Below are 17,232 nucleotides of genomic sequence, written 5' to 3' on the forward strand. Positions count from 1 at the left end.
CGCCCCCTTGGCGCCGTCCTTGACCACGACGAGCCGCGCGCCCAGATCCAGGAAACGACGGGCGGCGACGGCCCGATCCGCGGAACCGGTCAGCAACTCGGCCTCGTCGAGACCGGTCAGCACGATATCGGCCCGCTCGGTCAGCGGTCGTAGCAGGGCCGGCCAGCGATCCGCGGCGAGCAGCTTGCGGCGCACGTTCGGGTCGAAGGACACCGTCACGCCCGCCGACCGCGCGGCCACCACCGCCGCCACGCACGCGTCCAGCGCCGACGGCGACAGCGCGGCGGTGACACCGGTGACGTGCAGGAGGCGGGCCGAGCCGATCCACGCCGGGTCCACGTCCTCGCGGGCCAGTCGGCTGCCCGCGGACCCGGTGCGGTGGTAGAGCACCTCGATCGCCCGCTCCGGATGGCAGTCGCGCACGATCAGACCCGTGGACGCGGCCGGGTCCACCCGGGCCCGGGACACGTCGACGCCCTCACCGCGCAGCGTGCGCAACACGGTGTGGCCGAAAGCGTCGTCGCCCACCCGGCCGAACCAGCCCACCCGATGCCCCAACCGGGCCAGACCTACGGCCACGTTCGACTCGGCCCCGGCGATCGAGCGCCGGAAGACGTCGGCGTGTTCGAGCGGCCTGCCGGGCTCGGCCAGCAACAACCCCATCGCCTCGCCGAACGTCACCACCTCGGGCTCGTTCACGACGCGACCCCGGGCAGCAACTCGGCGAACTCCGCCACGAAGCGGTCCACCAGGGCGAGTTCGGTGCGATCCAGGGCCCACCCGGGAGCCCGACAGTGGTCGGACCCGAACCAACCGCGCCGAACCGATACGCGCTTCTCCGCCGCCACGATCAACTCGACGTGCTGCATCCAGGTCGAGATGTACGGCAGCAGCCTGGTGTGCAACCCGCGAGCCGCGGCGGGGTCTCCCGACGCGTGCAGCCGCCAGATCTCCTGGTAGATCTCGACGAACGAACACCCCGGTTGCACCCCCACCGCGCCGGCGTCCAGCGCCGCGGGCAGTTGGACGCCCGCGTAACCCACCATCGCCGGCAACGGACGCCGACCGCGGCCGAGCGCCGCCACCAGTCGGTGCGGCGGCTGCGACTCGACCTTGACCATCCGCAGGTTCGGGCGCGCCGCGGCCAACTCCCGGATGCCGTCGGCGTCGAGCGCGGTGCCGGTCTGCGCCGGCGCGTACTGCAGGATCACCGGCAGCGGCGCGACCGCGTCGAGCACGGCCGCAAGGTGCGCGGCGACCGCCTCGCGCGAGGGCCCCAGGAAGTGCGGCGGCAGCACGTTGATCGCATCCGCCCCGGCCTCGACCGCCTCGCGGGCCCGGTCCAGCGCGGACACCGTGCCGTGATCGGGAATCGAGACGATCGCGCACACGTCGTCGCGCTCGCGGGTGCGATCGAGCAGGATCACCGACAGGCGAGCGCGTTCGGCGTCCGAGAGCTTGTGGAACTCGGACGCGAAGCCCGGAAACATCACCGAGCGCACACCCGTGTCGAGCACGCGCGCGACGACGGTGGCGAACCCGCCCTCGTCGAGCGAGCCGTCCGGGTGGAAAGGCACCTCCAGGACGGGGGATACGCCGGGTATCGCGGGCAGGTCGGTGGTCATGTCACTCCCCAGGAAAGAACGAACGTCGACGGCTCGCAACGGACGGCCGGAGGTACGGCACCGCGCGGATCAAAACGCGCTGCGTGGTGGCACGTCACCGCTCGCGCCGACCAGGAAGTCGAGGTCGACGCCGCGATCGGCCTGGAGCACGTGGTCGGTGTACAGCCGGGTCCAGCCGCGGGTCGCGTGCTCGGCCGGGGGCGCCCACGCGGCTCGCCTGCGGGCGAGTTCGTCCTGCGCCACGTGCAGGACCAAACGGCGCGCGGGTACGTCGAGTTCGATCTCGTCGCCGGTGCGTACCAGCGCGAGCGGTCCGCCCACGGCGGCCTCCGGTGCGACGTGCAGCACGCACGTGCCGTACGCGGTCCCGCTCATCCGGGCGTCCGAGACGCGGACCATGTCGGTGATCCCGCGCTCCAGCAGCTTGCGCGGCATGGGCAGGTTGCCGACCTCCGGCATGCCCGGGTAGCCGCGCGGACCGGCCCCGCGCACCACGAGTACGGTGTTCTCGTCCACGGCCAACTCCGGGTCGTCCGCGACCGCCGCGTAGTCCTCGACGGAGTCGAACACCAGCGCCGGCCCTCGGTGTTCGAGCAGATGCGTCGAGGCGGCCGACTGCTTGATCACCGCGCCGTCGGGGGCCAGCGATCCGCGCAGCACGGCGGTGCCCGAGCCGGCGGGCCGCACCGGATCGGCGAACGCGCGCAGCACCCGGCGGTCGTACACCTCGGCGCCCGCGACGTTCTCGGCCAGCGAGCGACCGGTCACCGTGATCGGGTCGCGGTGCAGGTGCGCGGCGATGTCGGCGAGCAGCGCGGGCAGGCCGCCCGCGGCCGCGAACTCCTCCATCAGGAAGCGTCCCGACGGCATCAGGTCCACGAGCAGCGGCATGTCGGCGGCGAGCCGGTCGAAGTCGTCGAGGTCGAGCGGCACACCGACTCGGCCGGCTATCGCGAGCAGGTGGAGCACGGCGTTGGTGGAGCCGCCGATCGCCGCGTTGACCACGATCGCGTTCTCGAACGCCTCGCGCGTCATGATGTGCGACGGGCGCAGCCCCTCGCGGGCCAATTCGACCGCGCGGGCGCCGCTGGCCTCGGCCAGGGTGCCGCGCCGCGCGTCGACGGCGGGCAGGCCCGAGGCGCCCGGGAGTTGCATGCCCAGCGCCTCGGTCAAACAGGCCATCGTCGACGCGGTGCCCATCGTCATGCAGTGGCCGGCCGAGCGGTTCAGGCTGCCCTCGAACTCGTCGAAGTCGGCTCGGGTGATCCGACCCGCGCGCAGGTCCTCGCTCATCCGCCAGATGTCGGTGCCGGAGCCGACCGGCTTGCCGCGGAAGCTGCCGTTGAGCATCGGGCCGCCGGTGAGCACGATCGCGGGCAGGTCGACGCTGGCCGCGCCCATCAGCGCGGCGGGGGTGGTCTTGTCGCACCCGGTCAGCAGGACGACCGCGTCGAGCGGGTTCGCGCGCAGCGACTCCTCGACGTCGATGGCCATCAGGTTGCGGTAGAGCATCGACGTGGGCCGCAGGAAGGGCTCACCGAGCGACATCACCGGGAACTCCAGCGGGAACCCGCCGGCTTGCAGCACGCCGCGCCGCACCGCGTCGCCCAGGATGCGCAAGTGCCCGTTGCACGGCGTCAGTTCGGACCACGTGTTGCAGATGCCCACGACCGGACGGCCGTCGAAGTTGTGCGTGCCGAAGCCGGCGGCGCGCAGGTGGTGGCGGGCGATGAACCCGTTCTTGCTCTCGTCGCCGAACCAGCTTCGGCTGCGTAGTGCGGGACGGTCCGGCGACTGCATCGGCGGTGCTCCTTCGGGGTGGTGCGGGTGATGCCGGTGGCGCGGTGGTGGTGTAGCGGGGGGCCGGTGTCGGCGGGATGCCGGCGCGGTCCGAGGCACACCGTCGGAGTGCGCGCCGTCGGAGTGCGCGCAGTCACGGTGCGCGCAGGTCCTGGATGGTGTCGGAGAGGTGCTCTGCCATCGCACCGGCCGCCGCGTCGGGGTCGCCGCCCACGATGGCGTCGAGGATGCGCGCGTGGGCGAGCAGCGCGCGGCCCTGGCTCAGTCCGGCGCGGGTGCGGCCCTCGAAGCTCGCGCGCCGCGATTCGAGCAGGACGCCTTCCAGGGATTCCAGGATCAGGGTGAGCATGCGGTTGCCCGCGAGCTCGGCGATCGCGTGATGGAAGGCGACGTCGAGTTCTACGAAGCGATCACGGTCGTGTTGCCGACCGGCCATCTCCTCCAGGAGGGCGCGCGCCGGGGCGGCGTCCACCTCGCCCGCCGCGACCCGCTGGGCGGCGCGGCGGACGAGTTCGCCCTCGATGACGCGCCGGGTGTCGACCAGGTTGTCGAGGTCGAGCGACTGCTGACGCAACCGGAATTCGAGCATCTGCCCGAAGACGCGCGACGAAGGGACGGTCACCCGCGCGGGCCGGCCCTGGCTGGAGACCAGGATCTCGCGGGCGACCAGGGTGCGGATCGCCTCGCGCACCGCGAGCCGGTTCGCGCCGAACTGCCGGGCCAACTCGCCTTCGGAGGGCACCTCGTCGCCCGGGCGCAGGCCCAGGGTCATGATCCGTTCGATGATCTGCTCGGCCATCCGGTCGGCCAGTGTCGACCGCCGCAGCTGCTCGGGATTGTTCGCGTCGTTCCACGACACACCGGTATCGCTCATCGTCTCGACGTTCCCCTCATGTGCACGGGTGGTCCTGCCGGTTGGGCGCTTCGGCCGTCACCGTACGGCTCGTGACGACCCGTCACATCCAGGGGTCGATCACGATCTTGCCGACCTCGGTGCCGTCGAGGCGGTAGCCGGCCTCCGGGGAGAGCGCGTCCACCGCGTCCTGCGCGCGATCCAGCGGCAACCGGTGGGTGACCAGCGCCGCGGCCGCGGCGCCGAGGTTTTCCACGACCCGCAGCGCCTTGCGGAACGCGTCGGGGGTGTAGCCGCTGACGGCGACCAGACGGGCGTCGCGCGAGAGCAGGTGGCGATACGGATTGATGGTCGCGTCGCCGACGTCGGAGAAGTGGCCCAGCTCGATGTAGGTGCCGCCCGCGGCGAGGCAGGACAGGCCCTCGGCCAGGGTGCTTGGCACGCCGGCGCACTCCATCACGACGTCGTGGCCCGAACCGCCGGGCGAGGCCGCGATGACCTGCGCGATCCGGGCCTCCCCGTCACGAACCTCGCCGATGTCGACCACGGTGTCGGCGCCGAGCGCGCGGGCGATCTCCAGGCGGCGCGCGGGTCCACCGATCGCGGTGACGTGTCCGGCTCCCAGCGCCCGGGCCGCGGCGATCGCGAGCAGGCCGATCGTACCGGTGCCCTGGACCAGAACCGAGTCGCCGTAGCCGAGCCCGGCCCGGGTCAGCCCCTCGACGGGAGTGGCAGCCGGTTCGGTGAGCACGGTGACCTCGGCCGGTGCCTCGGTGACGAACACCCGGGCCCGGGCCGACGTGCACAGCACGTAGCGCCCCCACCCGCCGCCCGCCGCCCGTTCGTCGGGATTCGCGAAGCCGATCACGTCCCACGCGTCACACGCCGGCACCCGGCTGCCGCGTCGGCAGGACGGGCACGTGCCGTCGGGCGTCGCCGGCATCACCACCACCCGGTCACCGACCGCGAGTCGCCGACCGGTCACGTCGGTGCCGAAGCCGGCGCCCAGACGCTCCACGGTGCCCACGAGTTCGTGGCCCAGGGTGGCCGGATATCCGAAGTCGGGGATGTGGCCGCGCTGGATGTGCAGATCGGTCGCACACACCCCGGCCAGTTCGACCCGGACCAACAACTGGTCGTCGAGCACGGGCGGGACCGGCTGCTCGCGCACTTCCAGGGGCGCGTTGGGGGCGGGAAGCGTCACCACGCGGTTCACAGTCAGATCAGGCATGAGTCATACCTATCAGATAAGCAGCCAGGCAACGCAAGTCCTGACGGTGAATTACTCCGTTCCTCACTCGGCTCTCACCTGCGGTTTTGTCGCGGCCGGAACTTCTCGGGAAGTTGCGGAAGGGTAAACAGTCGCAGGTGGTCCCTGTTTGGCGCGCAGCTTGTCTGATAGGCATGGCCTAGTCGATCAACGACGACGACACCACCGAGCGGCGACGACACCGCCGGCCGGCACCGACGGCGTCGATCGGCGACGACCACCACCGATCGGCGTCGACACCGCCGATCGACGGCGACCGCATCGGTCGACCCCGGCATCGGTCGCGGCGACGCGTGGGCAGGGCTTTCCTCCTCGGCGCGCCCCGCGATCGAGACGCACCGACCACCACCCTCACGACAGGAGCCGAGCATCGTGTTCTGGCAAGGGCGCACCGCGCTCGTCACCGGCTCGACGCGGGGCATCGGCGCAGCGACCGCCGAACTGCTTGCCGCCGACGGCGCGACCGTGATCGTGCACGGCCTCGACCCGGCCGAGGGCGCCGACGTCGTCACGGCGCTGCGCGCCACCGGCGGCTCGGCCCATTTCGTGGCCGCCGACCTGCGCGACGAGCGGGCGCCCGACGACCTGATCCGCCGTACCGTCGACCTCACCGGCCGACTCGACGTCCTGGTCAACAACGCCGGGGCCAATGTCTTCGCGGGTACCGACGCGGCCGACCCGGCCACTTGGAACCACGCACTCGACCTGGACCTGCGCGCGGTGTGGCTGTGCGCACGGGCCGCGGCCCGGGTGATGAACGGACCCGCCGCGATCGTCAACGTCGCGTCCAATCACGCCTTCGCGACGATGCCCGGCATCTTCCCGTACAACGTGGCCAAAGCCGGCGTCGTCGCCCTGACCCAGTCGCTCGCGATCGAACTCGCCCCCCGCGACATCCGGGTCAACACCGTCGCCCCGGGCTACATCGACACGGCCGTCAACGAGCGGTACTTCGCCGGCTTCGCCGACCCGGCCGCCGAACGCGCCCGCGTCGAGGCACTGCATCCGCTCGGCCGGATCGGCCGCCCGCACGACGTCGCCCGCGCGATCCGCTTCCTGGCCTCGGCCGAGGAGTCGGCGTTCGTCACCGGCACCTGCCTCACCATCGACGGCGGGCGCTCCGCCCTGCTCCAGGACCCGGACGCGACCGCGCACACCGGCCCCTGATCCACCGTTACCGACAACCCACCCCCGGAGGGGAACGCCATGCCGTTGCAGGTCGCGCCATGACCGGGCCGATACATCGCCCGAGCGCCGTCACCCGCCGGTCCTTCCTGTCCCGCGCCGGTGCCCTCGCCGTCGCCGTCCCGGCCGCCGGCGCGCTCGCCGCGTGCGCCCAGTCGACCCAGCTCGGCGTCACCGGCGACGGCGAGCAAAACGCCGACGCCTTCACCGCCGCGAACATCGACTGGCGCGCGGAGAAGGGCACCACCCTGGTCCTGGGCGCCGAACAGCACCCGTGGATCACCGCCGTTCGCCCCTACCTGGCCCAGTTCCAAAAGCTCACCGGAATCACCGTGCAGATCCAGGTGTCCGGCGAGGACCAATACGTCGCCAAGATGCCGATCACGCTCGCCGGCAAGTCCGGCACGCCCGACGTGTACATGGTCTGGTCCTACGGCCAGGCCGTGGAGTCGGGCTGGCTCGAACCGCTCGACGGCTACCTCGCCGACCCGGCCCTGACCGACGCCGCGTGGTACGACCAGGCCGACGTGTTCACCACCGCACGCGACTACGTGCGGCGCGTCGACGGCTCCACATACGGCGTCGCGATCACCGCCGAGGCCCAGGTCACCTTCTACCGCCGAGACGTCGTCACCGATCCCGCGACGCTGGCCGACTTCGACGGCTTCCACGACGCGGCCCGCCGCGCGGGGGAGTCCGGCAAGACCGCCTCCGGGGTCGCGCTGCGCGGCAAGCCGACCGCCGACGCGATCGCGTGGCCGGCGGCCGGATACGTCTTCTCCTACGGCGGCTACCTCGTCGACCCCGGCGGCGGCCTCGCGCTCGACTCCCCGCAGGCGGCGGCCGGCGTGCAAAAGTACGCCGACATCGTCAAGGCCGCGTGCCCCAAGGGCGTCTCGACGTGGTCGTGGCTGGAGATCACCACCGCCATGCAGCAGGGCCAGGTCGCGATGCTCCAGGACTCCTCGAACGCGTCCATCGACCTGCGCGACACCAAGAAGAGCCGCTTCCCGGACCTGATCCGGGCCGCCGCGTTCCCGGCACACGACGGGGTCAGCAAGCCCAACATCTTCCACTGGATCATGGGCATCAACGCCCGCAGCAAGCACAAACGCGCCGCGTGGCTGTTCCTGCTGTGGGCCACCAGCCGCCCGGGTGCCGCGCAGATCGCCGCGTCCGGTGGCACCCCGCCGCGCGTGTCCGCGTGGCAGGACCCGCGCTTTCGCGCCTCGTTCGGGGCCGACGCCGCCGACGCCGCGCTCGCGACCCTGCTACAGGCCGACAGCCGGCCGATCACGCTCGCGTGGATGCACCCCCAATGGCCCAGGATCGGCGACGCGTTCGCGCGCGCGGTCAACTCCGTCTTCACCTCCGACCGCAGCGCGCAAAGCGCGCTCGACGAGGCCCGACGCACACTCAAGGGGGTGCTGTGACGAACCCGCCCGCCCTCGCTCCCACCGAACCGGCCCGCCCCGACGGCTCGACCGCCGGACGCCCCGACCACCCGACCCGCGCACGCCTCGGCCGCCGCGCGGGCGGCACGGTCGGCGCGGACTCGCGCGAGATGGTCCGGCTCCGGCGGTTCATGCTCACGCCGATGACGGTCATCCTGCTCGGCCTGACCGCGTTCCCCTTCGCGTACTCGCTGTGGATCAGCCTCACCGACCGTACCGCGAGCGCGTCCGGCGACTTCGTCGGACTGCGCAACTACACCGACCTGTTCGGCAGCGCGCAGTTTTGGCACGCGCTGCGCCTGACGCTCGTGTTCTGCGTGGTCGCGGTCGCCGCGCAACTCGTGCTCGGCTTCCTGGTCGCCCTCGGCCTCAACGGCCTGCGCCGCGAACACCGGGTGCTGCGGGCCGCGTTGATCCTGCCCATGGCCGCGACACCGGTCGCGGTGCTGTTCGGTTGGAAGGTGCTGCTCGACCCGTCCCAGGGCGTGGTCAACTGGCTGCTCGGCGAGGTCGGCCTGCCCCAACCCGACTGGCTCGGCACGCCCACCATGGCGATGGTCACGATGATCGTGGTCGACGTGTGGATGTGGACGCCGTTCGTCATGGTCATCCTCCTCGGCGCGCTCAGCGGCCTGCCGGCCGAGAGCGTCGAGGCCGCGCACGTCGACGGGGCGAACTGGGCGCAGCGGCTGCGCTACGTCGTCCTGCCGCACATCAAGCCGTTCCTGATGCTGGCGGTGCTCTTTCGCGGCATCGACTCGCTCAAGGCGTTCGACAGCTTCCAGGTGCTCACCGCGGGCGGACCCGGCGACGCGACCACCACCCTCAACATGCTCGCGTATCGCACGGGCCTGCAATTCCTCGACTTCGGCAAGGGCGCCGCAGTGTCCACGCTGTTGCTGATCGTCGCGATCGTGTTCGGAAAGGTGTTCATGCGTTTCATGCGACGGGAGGCCAGGGCATGAGCCGCCGCCCCTTCCTTGCCACACGACGACGCAACCCGATGGAGGCCCGCCCGGCGACCGCCGCGTTGCGCGCCCTGGGCCTGACCGTGTTCACGCTCTGGAGCCTGTTCCCGATCTACTGGCTCGTGCAGATGGGCTTCAAGAAGCCGCTCGACACCACCTCGATCCCGCCGAAGTGGCTCTTCGAGCCGGTCCTGGACGCCTACCGGCAGGCGTTCACCGACGCGCCGATGCGGGCCCTGCTGCTCAACAGCCTCCAGGTCGCGGTGCTCGCGACCGCGATCGCCCTGGTGGTCGGCCTGTTCGCGGCCTACGCGCTCGTGCACCTGCGTACGCACCAGGCCCGCGACTACGAGTTCTGGGTGCTGTCGACGCGGATGGCGCCGCCGGTCGCGGTGGCGCTGCCGTTCTACCTGGTCTACCAGCACACCGATCTGCTGGACACGCTGTGGGGACTTGCCCTGATGCACGTGGTGATCGTGATCGGCGTCGTGACGTGGATCCTGATCGAGACGTTCAACGGGCTGCCGCGCGAACTCCTGGAGGCGGCCCAGGTGGACGGTTGCTCGCACTGGGGCGCGTTTCGCCGGGTGATGGCGCCGCTCGCGGTGCCGGGCCTGGTGGGAGCCGGGGTGCTGTCGTTCCTGTTGTCGTGGAACGAGTTCTTCTTCGCGCTGATCCTGACCTCGAACCACACGACGGCGCCGGTCGGTTTGTTCAACTTCGTCGGCTTCCAGTCGGTGAACCTGGGTGCGCTCGCGGCGGCGGCGACGGTGCTGCTGATCCCGGCGTTCGTGATCGTGCTGGTGTTCCAGAAGTTCCTGGTCCGGGGGCTGACGATGGGAGCCGTCAAGGGTTGAGGGACCCGGCTCCCACCCGAGGGGGCCGGGTGCGGCGGGTGACGCGGTCTCCGCGCCGCCCGCCGCACCCGGCCGTCCGGGTCCGGCCGATCGCCCCCGCGCCTGCCCGGATCGGCCGGCTTAATGGGCCAACGGGTAGGAGTGCCGACCCGAGGCCTCGTCGATCTCGCCGTGCGCCTTCTGCAACAGCTGGGACGCGAGATCCATGAGCGCACGCGCACCCGCGATCTCCTCCCCGACCCGTAGTTGCTCCGGGTCGGAGGGGTGGCGCATGGCGTAGCCACGAGCCTTCATCTCGGAACCGTCGGCGAGCCTGATCAGGGCCGCCGCGCCGGTGCGCTGGCCCTCTTCGGAAAACTCCAGTTCCACATGCCACCCGACGAGCGTGGACATGGCACACCACCTCCAGGGGTCGCCCCCTGTCTCCAGCATGCGCCCACCACGCTCCGGTCGCGACCTTCGCGCCCGTGACCCCCGGCCGATGAGGTCGGCCGGGGATCACGCGTGGCTCATCCGGCGGTGCCGGGCCCCACGGTCGGCAGGTAGCGCGGTGCCCGCCACGCGTCGAGACGGTGCTCGACCGCGGCTCCCAGCGACAGCAGTTCGCCGTCGCGGTGGTCGCCGGACATCAGCAACAGGCCGACGGGCAACTTGTTCACGAAGCCGGCGGGCACCGACAACGACGGGTATCCGGACACCGCCGCCGGGGTGGAGGACGGGATCACGTCGTTGTCGCCCCGCGCGCAATCGGTCGTCCACGCGGGCGGATTCGTCGGTGAGGCGATGGCGTCCAGGTGATGGGTGGCCATGGTCTCGTCGATGGACCGCCGGGACAGATCCTTCAACTCGGCGCGCATCGCGCGGTACCGCGGGTCGGTCGTGGGCGGGGCGCCCAGGGCCTGTTCGAACAACTCCTGACCGGCGAAGCAGGTCTGCTCCGCCGGGTGCGCGCGGTTGAACTCGATCAGTTCGGCGAGATTGCGCGGCCCCTGCCTGGTGGCCAGGTAGGCGTCGATGTCGCGGTGGAACTCGCTGAGCAGCGCCGGGAATTCGAGTTCGGCGAGGCGGTCCTGATAGGGGAGGTTCACCTCGACGACCTCGGCGCCCGCCTTGCGCAGGCGCTCCGCCGTACGCGTCATCAAGGCATCCACGTCCGGCCCGAGCGTGGGCAGCCGCCACAGGCCGATCCGCTTGCCGTGCAGACCGCCGGGCCGGCTCGCCGCGCCCGCGACGTCGAAGGAGTCGTTCGGGCGCGAGGTTTCGCCACCGCCGATCACCGCCAGGGTGAGCGCGGCATCGGTCACATTGCGGGCCATGGGTCCGGCGGTGTCCTGCTCGGCCGAGATCGGCACCACACCGGCCTGAGCGACCACTCCGAGACTGGGCTTGAGGCCGACCACGCCGTTGGCCCCGGCCGGACACACGATCGATCCGTCGGTCTCGGTGCCGATCGCCACCTGGGACAACGACGCGGCGAGCGCGGCGCCCGAACCGGCCGAGGACCCACACGGGTTGCGGTCCAACACGTACGGATTCCTGGTCTGCCCACCCACCGCCGACCATCCCGATGTCGGCCTGGCCGCACGGAAGTTCGCCCACTCGGACAGGTTCGTCTTGCCGAGGATCACCGCCCCCGCGTCCCGCAGCCGGGTCACCAGCGCGGCGTCGTCGGCCGGCGGACTTCCCGCCAGCGCCGTCGACCCGGCCGTCGTCGGCATGTTGCGCGTGTTCACGTTGTCCTTGAGCAGGACGGGGATGCCGTCGAGCGGGCCGCGGGTTCGGCCGCGCCGATGCCTGGCATCGCTCTCGGCCGCCTGACGCAGGGCCGTGGGATCGGTGCGCAGCACCGCGTTGATCCTGGGGTCGACGGTCTTGATCCGCCACAGGTAGGCGCCGGTCAGTGCCGACGAGGTCAACGAACCGCGCGCCATGCGCGCCTGTAACTCGGGAATGGTGACCGTATCGAGGTCGACTCCCAGCCTCGGGGGCGACGTAGCGGCCTCGGGACCGGCGGCCTGCGCCGGCGAACCGGGTGCCCCCGTCACCAGGCATCCGGCGACCAAGGCGGCGACCAGTACGGCAACGCTTCTTTTTGTCATGGGCGCCATCCCATTACATGCCGGCGCCCCGGCACAAGTGCCCGGCGGTCCGGCCGGCCGGGCGGGCGGAGGGCAGGCCGAGCGGAGGGCCGGCAGGGTGGGGGGATGGCAGAACAGTCGCAGACCCGTCCCGCCGAGGGGCTCCCGGTGTTGATCGTGGACACGGCCAACGTCGTCGGCTCGGTACCGGACGGCTGGTGGAAGGACCGCAAGGCGGCGGCCGAACGCCTGCGTGACGCCCTGACGCCGTTGGCGGCGCGGGGCCTGCCACCGGCGAGCGGAGCTCCGGAGTGGGCCTGCGACGGCCCGCTGGAGGTGGTCATGGTGGTGGAGGGAGCGGCGCGCGGCGTCGCCGACACCCCCGAGGTCCGGGTGGTCGCCGCCGAGGGCAGCGGCGACGATCGCCTGGTCCGACTCGCCGCGGCCGAACGGGACGGACCGTCGCCGCGGCGCTGCCTGGTCGTCACCGCCGACCGCGAACTACGCTCGCGGGTAAGCGCGTTGGGGGCCGACGTGATCGGCCCCCGCGCGGTCCGGCCGCGGTGATCCGGCTCGACGTGCGGCTCGTTTACGACGGGATCGGCGCGGCGGCGTGCAGGCCGTCGACGCGCAGTCGCATCGCCAGGTGGGACGGTGCGTCCGGCGCGGTCGCCATCGGGCGACTGACGCGGGCGGTCTCCACGCAGACGAACTCCCGGTAGGACTCGTCCCCGAGGTCGGCCATGCTGTGGGACAGCTCCGGGCCGGGGTTCCACACCACCACGTCGCTGTGGTGGCGGTGTCGTACCTCGACGGCACGCTCGAACCGGTGATCGACCACCCGGCTGATCCCGGACGGTTCCGCGTAGATGCGATCGAAGTGGCCGGTGGGCACGAGCGTACCGTCGCTCGGGAATCGGGCGTCGTCGCGCAGCTTGTCGACGAACTCCCCGCCCAGACCCGACAGCTGCACCCCGTCCAGGTCACCCACGCGCAGGTAGGTGTGCAGGGCGGCGGTGCTGTCGTGGTCGCCGTGGGCCTCGACGTCGACGGAGCATTCCCTGCCGATACCGATTCGGGTGGTCAGGGTGAAGGCGTGCGGCCACAGCTCGCGAGTCCGTGCCGAGTCCCGCAGGGTGAGAGCCAGCGAGACGCCCTCGGGGCCCTCCTCGTGAGCGTCGAGTTGCCACGTGCTGGTCCGGGCGAACCCGTGCGCGGGCGAACCGGCGCCACCGAACCACGGCCAGCAGATGGGTACTCCGCCGCGGATCGCCTTGCCCGGAGTCCACGGAGCCGCGTCACCGAGCCACAGCACAGGTTCCGCGCCGTCGGGCTGCCACAGCAAGAGCTGCGCGCCCTGCAGGCTGACCGCGGCACGCGCTCGGGGGTGCTCGACGACCACGACGGGGATCCCGTCGAGACTGCGCAGACTGACGCAGGGGTGCAACTGCCGTACGACCGGGAGGGTGAACATCTTCTCGCTCATCGCACGACCCTGCGACGAGCGCACCGATCCGTCAAGCCGACGCGGCGCCGGCCCGGTCGGTCGGCCCTTCCCCGGTGATGCCACACGGTGCGTGCGTCCGTGTCCGGAGCGTCACCGATCCGGTGGGCCCGAACAGGTACCGACGGGAGAAAACAAGAGCCGGCCCCCTTCCCTCTGCGACGATCACAGCGGTATCCCTGGGTAAGGGAGTTCGCACACACCGTGAGGAGCGATGCACCGTGGACGACACACCCGAAGGGCGTTCGGCGCACGAGACCGAAGGCGCCGAGGAAGCCGGTTGGTACGTGGACGAGCGTTGTACGAACTGCGACGTCGCCCGGCAGCTCGCGCCGGATCTGATCCACGAGGTCGACGGCCGGTCCGAGCTCGTCCGGCAACCTCGCGACGACGCGGAGCTTCGTCGATTGCACGCCGCCGCGTTCGCCTGCCACACCCGTTCCATCCGGCACCGCGCCCGGCGGCCGGACCCGCTCCTCGACCCCTTCCCGCTGCTCATCGACGACGGCGTCCACCTGTGCGGCCACAACTCGACACACACCGCGGGCGCCAACTCCTACCTCGTGCGGCGTCCGTCCGGGGATCTCATGATGGTGGACACGCCACGCTGGAGCGCGTCGTTGGCCGACCGATACGAGCGCCTCGGCGGCGTCTCCGACATCCTGCTCACCCATCGCGACCACGCGGCGCACGGCCGCCGATACGCGGACCGCTTCGGCGCCCGGTTGTGGATCCACGAGGGTGACCTCGACGCCGCTCCGGACGCCGACCGCGTACTGCGCGGTACCGACGTGGTCGAGATCGACGCGGGGATGCTCGCCTACCCGCTTCCCGGACACACCCGGGGCAGCGTGCTCTTCGTCGCGGAGAAGCGCTACTGCTTCAGCGGGGACAGCCTCTTCTGGTCCCGGTCGACCGGGGACGTCGAGGTCGCGGAGCACGTCACGTGGTACTCCATCCGGGAGTTGGCGGCGTCGCTCACCCGCACGGTCGACCGGCTCCACTTCGAATGGTTGCTGCCGGGACACGGGGACCGCAGGCACCTGCCCGCCCGGGAAATGTCGGACCGGCTGCGACGGTTGACGGCTCGCACCCGCGACATGGCGCCTCGTCCGGTGGACTTCGACGCGCACCGCTGGTGAGCCCCCGGGTACGGGCGCCTGCGGCTGTCGCAGGCGGGACCGGCATTCGGGTCACCGACCGCCCGGCGGTCCTGCCTCGGCGGCCTTCGCCACCGGCAGGGTGGCGGCGACGCGGAAGCCGGCGCGGTGCGGGGCGGATCGGTCGGGCGCGGACGGGTAAGGCGCGGATGGGTAGGGGCCCGCGCTCAGTTCGCCGCCGAAGACGGCGACCCGCTCCGCGAGCCCGAGCAGGCCGTGGCCCGTCGACAGATCTCCCGACAGTGGGAACGTCCGTCCGCCTCCGTCGTCGACCACCTCGATCAGCAGGACGTCGGACCAGGTGATCCGCACGACGGCGTGCGTGCCGGGGCCCGCGTGTTTGGTGATGTTGGTGAGCGCCTCCTGGATGCACCGGTAGGCCGTGAGGCCGACGCTGTCGTCGAGCGTGCCCACGCTCCCGCGGACCTCCAGATCGACCAGAACCCCGGCCCGGCGCACGTCCGCCAGGAGTGGTTCCAAGTCGTCCGGACCCCGGCGCGCGGCATGACCACCGGAAATGCCGGCCGTGCGCAACAGGCGGAGCATACGGCGGAGTTCGGACATCGCCGAGCGGCCGAGGTTTTCGATGTGCCCGAGTGCCTCGTCGGCCCGCGCCGGGTCGGTGGAGACGGTGCTTCTGGCCTCCTCGGCCTGCATCACCATGACCACCACGGCATGCGAGACGATGCCGTGCAACTCGTGGGCGATGCTCGCGCGTTCGCGCCGCACCGCCTCGCGTGCCTCGGCGAGCTCGCGCCGATCCCGCTCGGCCGCGGCCCGGGCCGCCCTGCCCCATCGGGCCAGGCCCCAGGCCGCGATCGTGAGTGGCACGTAGAACATCGCCAGGCCCAGCGACGCCGAGAAGACGTGGCCGGGCCCCGCGCTGCGGACCACGATGTCGTACACCACCAGGCCCGCCGGGACGGCGCTGAGCGCCAAGGCGACGAGCCCGACGGCCCGGCGCCGCTGCTCCGCCACCGTGTAGAGCGCGAGCAGAAGGCCGAAGTACGGGGTGAACATCAGCACGTCGGTCCGGGTGAGGAGGACGGCCGCCGTCGCGACCGCCCAGACCACGGCGAACACGGTCACCGGCAGCCGGCGGCGCAGGACCAGGGCGGCGCCCTCGGGCAGCGCCAGTCCGAGCACCGCGAGCCGGGCGGCCCACGTGGTCTCCGGCTTGGCGATCTCGGAGTAGTAGAAGACGTCCGGCACCAGGACCGCGAGGGCGAGGGCGAAGTCCTGCAGCGGGATCGACTGGGCGCGGGAGCGCGCCCCGGTTCCGACCTCGACCCCGGTTCCGCCCTCGATCCCGGTTCCGCCCCCGACCCGGCTCTCGGCAGCCATCGGCGCGCCCGCCCCTGCCGCGCTACGCGTTTCCGGGGTGCGGCGCGGAGCCGGGTTCGTCGTGCCCCACCACACAGGCCCGGGACGGCCAGCACCCGCCCAGGGCGAATACTCCGATGTCGTCGACGACGTGGTCCGGCGTCCACGCCGGCTGGTTGTGGCCGTCTCCCGGGAGGGTGGAGTCGGGGCGAGTGATCGGATAGCCGAGTTCGCGGTAGGTCGCCCACAAGTCACCGTCGTTGCGCGCGATGGTGTCGGCGAGCCGGCTCAGCGTGTACTCCGGTACCTCGGCGGCGGCGCCGTACCGCGACGGCCCGGACAGGCCCAGCAGCGCCATCACCGCGCGGACGTCGCCCGTGTCGAGCGCGGACACCCGCACCGTCGTGACGGGCAGGGTCTCCACATCGTCGTGGTCGGAAGGCGTCCGGGTGATTCGTACGAGAAAGCGCCGGGCCGGATCCGCGAGTGCGGCCGGCGGGTCGGGGATCAGCACCGCGTCGTCGGCGATCAGGAAGCCGAAGGCGAGCGGTCCGTCGTGTCCTCCGTCGGACTCCGCGGGGTGTACGGTCACGCTCGTGCGCGGGGTGTAGGGGGCGGGGTCGTGCATGGAGGTCCCTCCGGTCGAGACGAAACACCTCTCCAGCATGACCGTGACGCCTGGTATGTCGCGATTTGGCATTGGTCCGATCGGCGGCGCCGTTCCCCCACGATCCGGTGATCGAGGATCCCGCATCGGGCCGGTTGCGGGACCGGCGATTTCGGGGCGACGGGCTCATCCGCCCGGGACGTCGGAGGGCGCATCGTGGAACCGTTCCCGATCAGGGGACGTGCCACGTGGGACATACCGACCCACCGCCACGCGATCGAAGTACCGAGAGAAGCAGATCATGTGCCCGCACCGTCCGTTCTGTCCCGGCGCGTCGGCTCCCGACCACCTGGCCGCACACGCCGTGGGCCGCCGTCCCGAGCAGGGGCGGAGTCGACGTCACGCGTGGGCCCTCGTTTCATCGACATCGTCGGTGAAACGAGGGCCCACGGTCGGTTCGGGTCGGTTCGGATCAGGTCGGGTCAGACTTTGACGACTCCGGGGGTGGTGGTGTGGTTGCCGTCCCAGTCGCCGACCACGGGGGTGTC

The 17,232-nt window shown here is 71.8% G+C and carries 17 protein-coding genes; 7 read left to right on the top strand and 10 right to left on the bottom strand.

The genetic code is table 11. The annotated features are described in order from the left end of the window. From GT354_RS32030 to GT354_RS32050, 5 genes are all read right to left on the bottom strand, one after another. Positions 1-699: sugar kinase (locus tag GT354_RS32030; RefSeq protein WP_202512546.1), on the bottom strand; the 699-nt coding region annotated here is incomplete at its 3' end. Further along, complete coding sequence (locus GT354_RS32035; protein WP_161359882.1) at positions 696-1,625, bottom strand: dihydrodipicolinate synthase family protein; 930 nt, start codon at positions 1,623-1,625, stop codon at positions 696-698. The genes GT354_RS32035 and GT354_RS32030, both read right to left, overlap by 4 nt. Before the next feature lie 69 nt (positions 1,626-1,694). Further along, complete coding sequence (locus GT354_RS32040) at positions 1,695-3,425, bottom strand: IlvD/Edd family dehydratase (RefSeq protein ID WP_161359883.1); 1,731 nt, start codon at positions 3,423-3,425, stop codon at positions 1,695-1,697. A 133-nt stretch (positions 3,426-3,558) separates the two neighbouring features. Beyond that, on the bottom strand, positions 3,559-4,299 hold the full coding sequence (locus GT354_RS32045) for a FadR/GntR family transcriptional regulator (RefSeq protein WP_161359884.1): 741 nt from the start codon (positions 4,297-4,299) through the stop codon (positions 3,559-3,561). Between the two features lie 82 nt (positions 4,300-4,381). Further along, a complete protein-coding gene (locus GT354_RS32050) occupies positions 4,382-5,509 on the bottom strand; it encodes a zinc-binding dehydrogenase (RefSeq protein ID WP_161359885.1) in 1,128 nt (375 codons plus the stop codon). A 411-nt stretch (positions 5,510-5,920) separates the two neighbouring features. Here GT354_RS32050 and GT354_RS32055 point away from each other — a divergent pair, with 411 nt between their 5' ends. The 4 genes from GT354_RS32055 to GT354_RS32070 are packed head-to-tail and all read left to right on the top strand — an operon-like array spanning position 5,921 to position 10,012. Next, positions 5,921-6,715, top strand: coding sequence for a glucose 1-dehydrogenase (locus tag GT354_RS32055; protein ID WP_202512547.1), 795 nt, complete (start codon positions 5,921-5,923; stop codon positions 6,713-6,715). A gap of 59 nt (positions 6,716-6,774) precedes the next feature. Continuing rightward, positions 6,775-8,166, top strand: a complete 1,392-nt coding sequence (locus GT354_RS32060; protein ID WP_161359886.1) for an extracellular solute-binding protein — start codon at positions 6,775-6,777, stop codon at positions 8,164-8,166. Next, on the top strand, positions 8,163-9,152 hold the full coding sequence (locus GT354_RS32065; RefSeq protein ID WP_161359887.1) for a sugar ABC transporter permease: 990 nt from the start codon (positions 8,163-8,165) through the stop codon (positions 9,150-9,152). The genes GT354_RS32060 and GT354_RS32065 overlap by 4 nt, the downstream gene beginning before the upstream one ends. Next, positions 9,149-10,012 (top strand): carbohydrate ABC transporter permease, encoded by an 864-nt coding sequence (locus GT354_RS32070; RefSeq protein WP_161359888.1) that lies wholly within the window; start codon positions 9,149-9,151, stop codon positions 10,010-10,012. Before GT354_RS32065 ends, GT354_RS32070 begins: the two co-directional genes overlap by 4 nt. Positions 10,013-10,132: 120 nt before the next feature. Here the strand turns inward: GT354_RS32070 and GT354_RS32075 are convergent, their stop codons facing one another. Both GT354_RS32075 and GT354_RS32080 read right to left on the bottom strand, forming a co-directional pair. Continuing rightward, positions 10,133-10,405 (bottom strand): DUF1876 domain-containing protein, encoded by a 273-nt coding sequence (locus GT354_RS32075; RefSeq protein ID WP_161359889.1) that lies wholly within the window; start codon positions 10,403-10,405, stop codon positions 10,133-10,135. 116 nt (positions 10,406-10,521) lie between these two features. After that, positions 10,522-12,111: an amidase family protein gene (locus tag GT354_RS32080; protein WP_161359890.1), complete on the bottom strand. Its 1,590-nt coding sequence runs from the start codon at positions 12,109-12,111 to the stop codon at positions 10,522-10,524. Positions 12,112-12,216: 105 nt separating this feature from the next. Between GT354_RS32080 and GT354_RS32085 the strand changes: the two genes are divergently transcribed. Beyond that, positions 12,217-12,657, top strand: coding sequence for an NTP pyrophosphohydrolase (locus GT354_RS32085; protein ID WP_161359891.1), 441 nt, complete (start codon positions 12,217-12,219; stop codon positions 12,655-12,657). A 22-nt stretch (positions 12,658-12,679) separates the two neighbouring features. Here GT354_RS32085 and GT354_RS32090 read toward each other — a convergent pair whose 3' ends face one another. Continuing rightward, complete coding sequence (locus tag GT354_RS32090) at positions 12,680-13,576, bottom strand: D-hexose-6-phosphate mutarotase (RefSeq protein WP_161359892.1); 897 nt, start codon at positions 13,574-13,576, stop codon at positions 12,680-12,682. 239 nt (positions 13,577-13,815) lie between these two features. Here GT354_RS32090 and GT354_RS32095 point away from each other — a divergent pair, with 239 nt between their 5' ends. Continuing rightward, positions 13,816-14,736 (top strand): MBL fold metallo-hydrolase, encoded by a 921-nt coding sequence (locus GT354_RS32095; RefSeq protein ID WP_346012274.1) that lies wholly within the window; start codon positions 13,816-13,818, stop codon positions 14,734-14,736. A gap of 51 nt (positions 14,737-14,787) precedes the next feature. Here the strand turns inward: GT354_RS32095 and GT354_RS32100 are convergent, their stop codons facing one another. After that, positions 14,788-16,098: a histidine kinase gene (locus GT354_RS32100; protein ID WP_161359893.1), complete on the bottom strand. Its 1,311-nt coding sequence runs from the start codon at positions 16,096-16,098 to the stop codon at positions 14,788-14,790. Positions 16,099-16,120: 22 nt separating this feature from the next. Further along, positions 16,121-16,705 (bottom strand): hypothetical protein, encoded by a 585-nt coding sequence (locus GT354_RS32105; protein ID WP_161359894.1) that lies wholly within the window; start codon positions 16,703-16,705, stop codon positions 16,121-16,123. 280 nt (positions 16,706-16,985) lie between these two features. On the opposite strand from GT354_RS32105, the gene GT354_RS54790 reads away from it, so the two are divergent. Further along, positions 16,986-17,177 (top strand): DUF5999 family protein, encoded by a 192-nt coding sequence (locus tag GT354_RS54790; protein WP_237535685.1) that lies wholly within the window; start codon positions 16,986-16,988, stop codon positions 17,175-17,177. Positions 17,178-17,232 lie beyond the last annotated feature (55 nt).

Source organism: Streptomyces sp. SID3343 (assembly GCF_009865215.1).
Classification (GTDB): domain Bacteria; phylum Actinomycetota; class Actinomycetes; order Streptomycetales; family Streptomycetaceae; genus Embleya.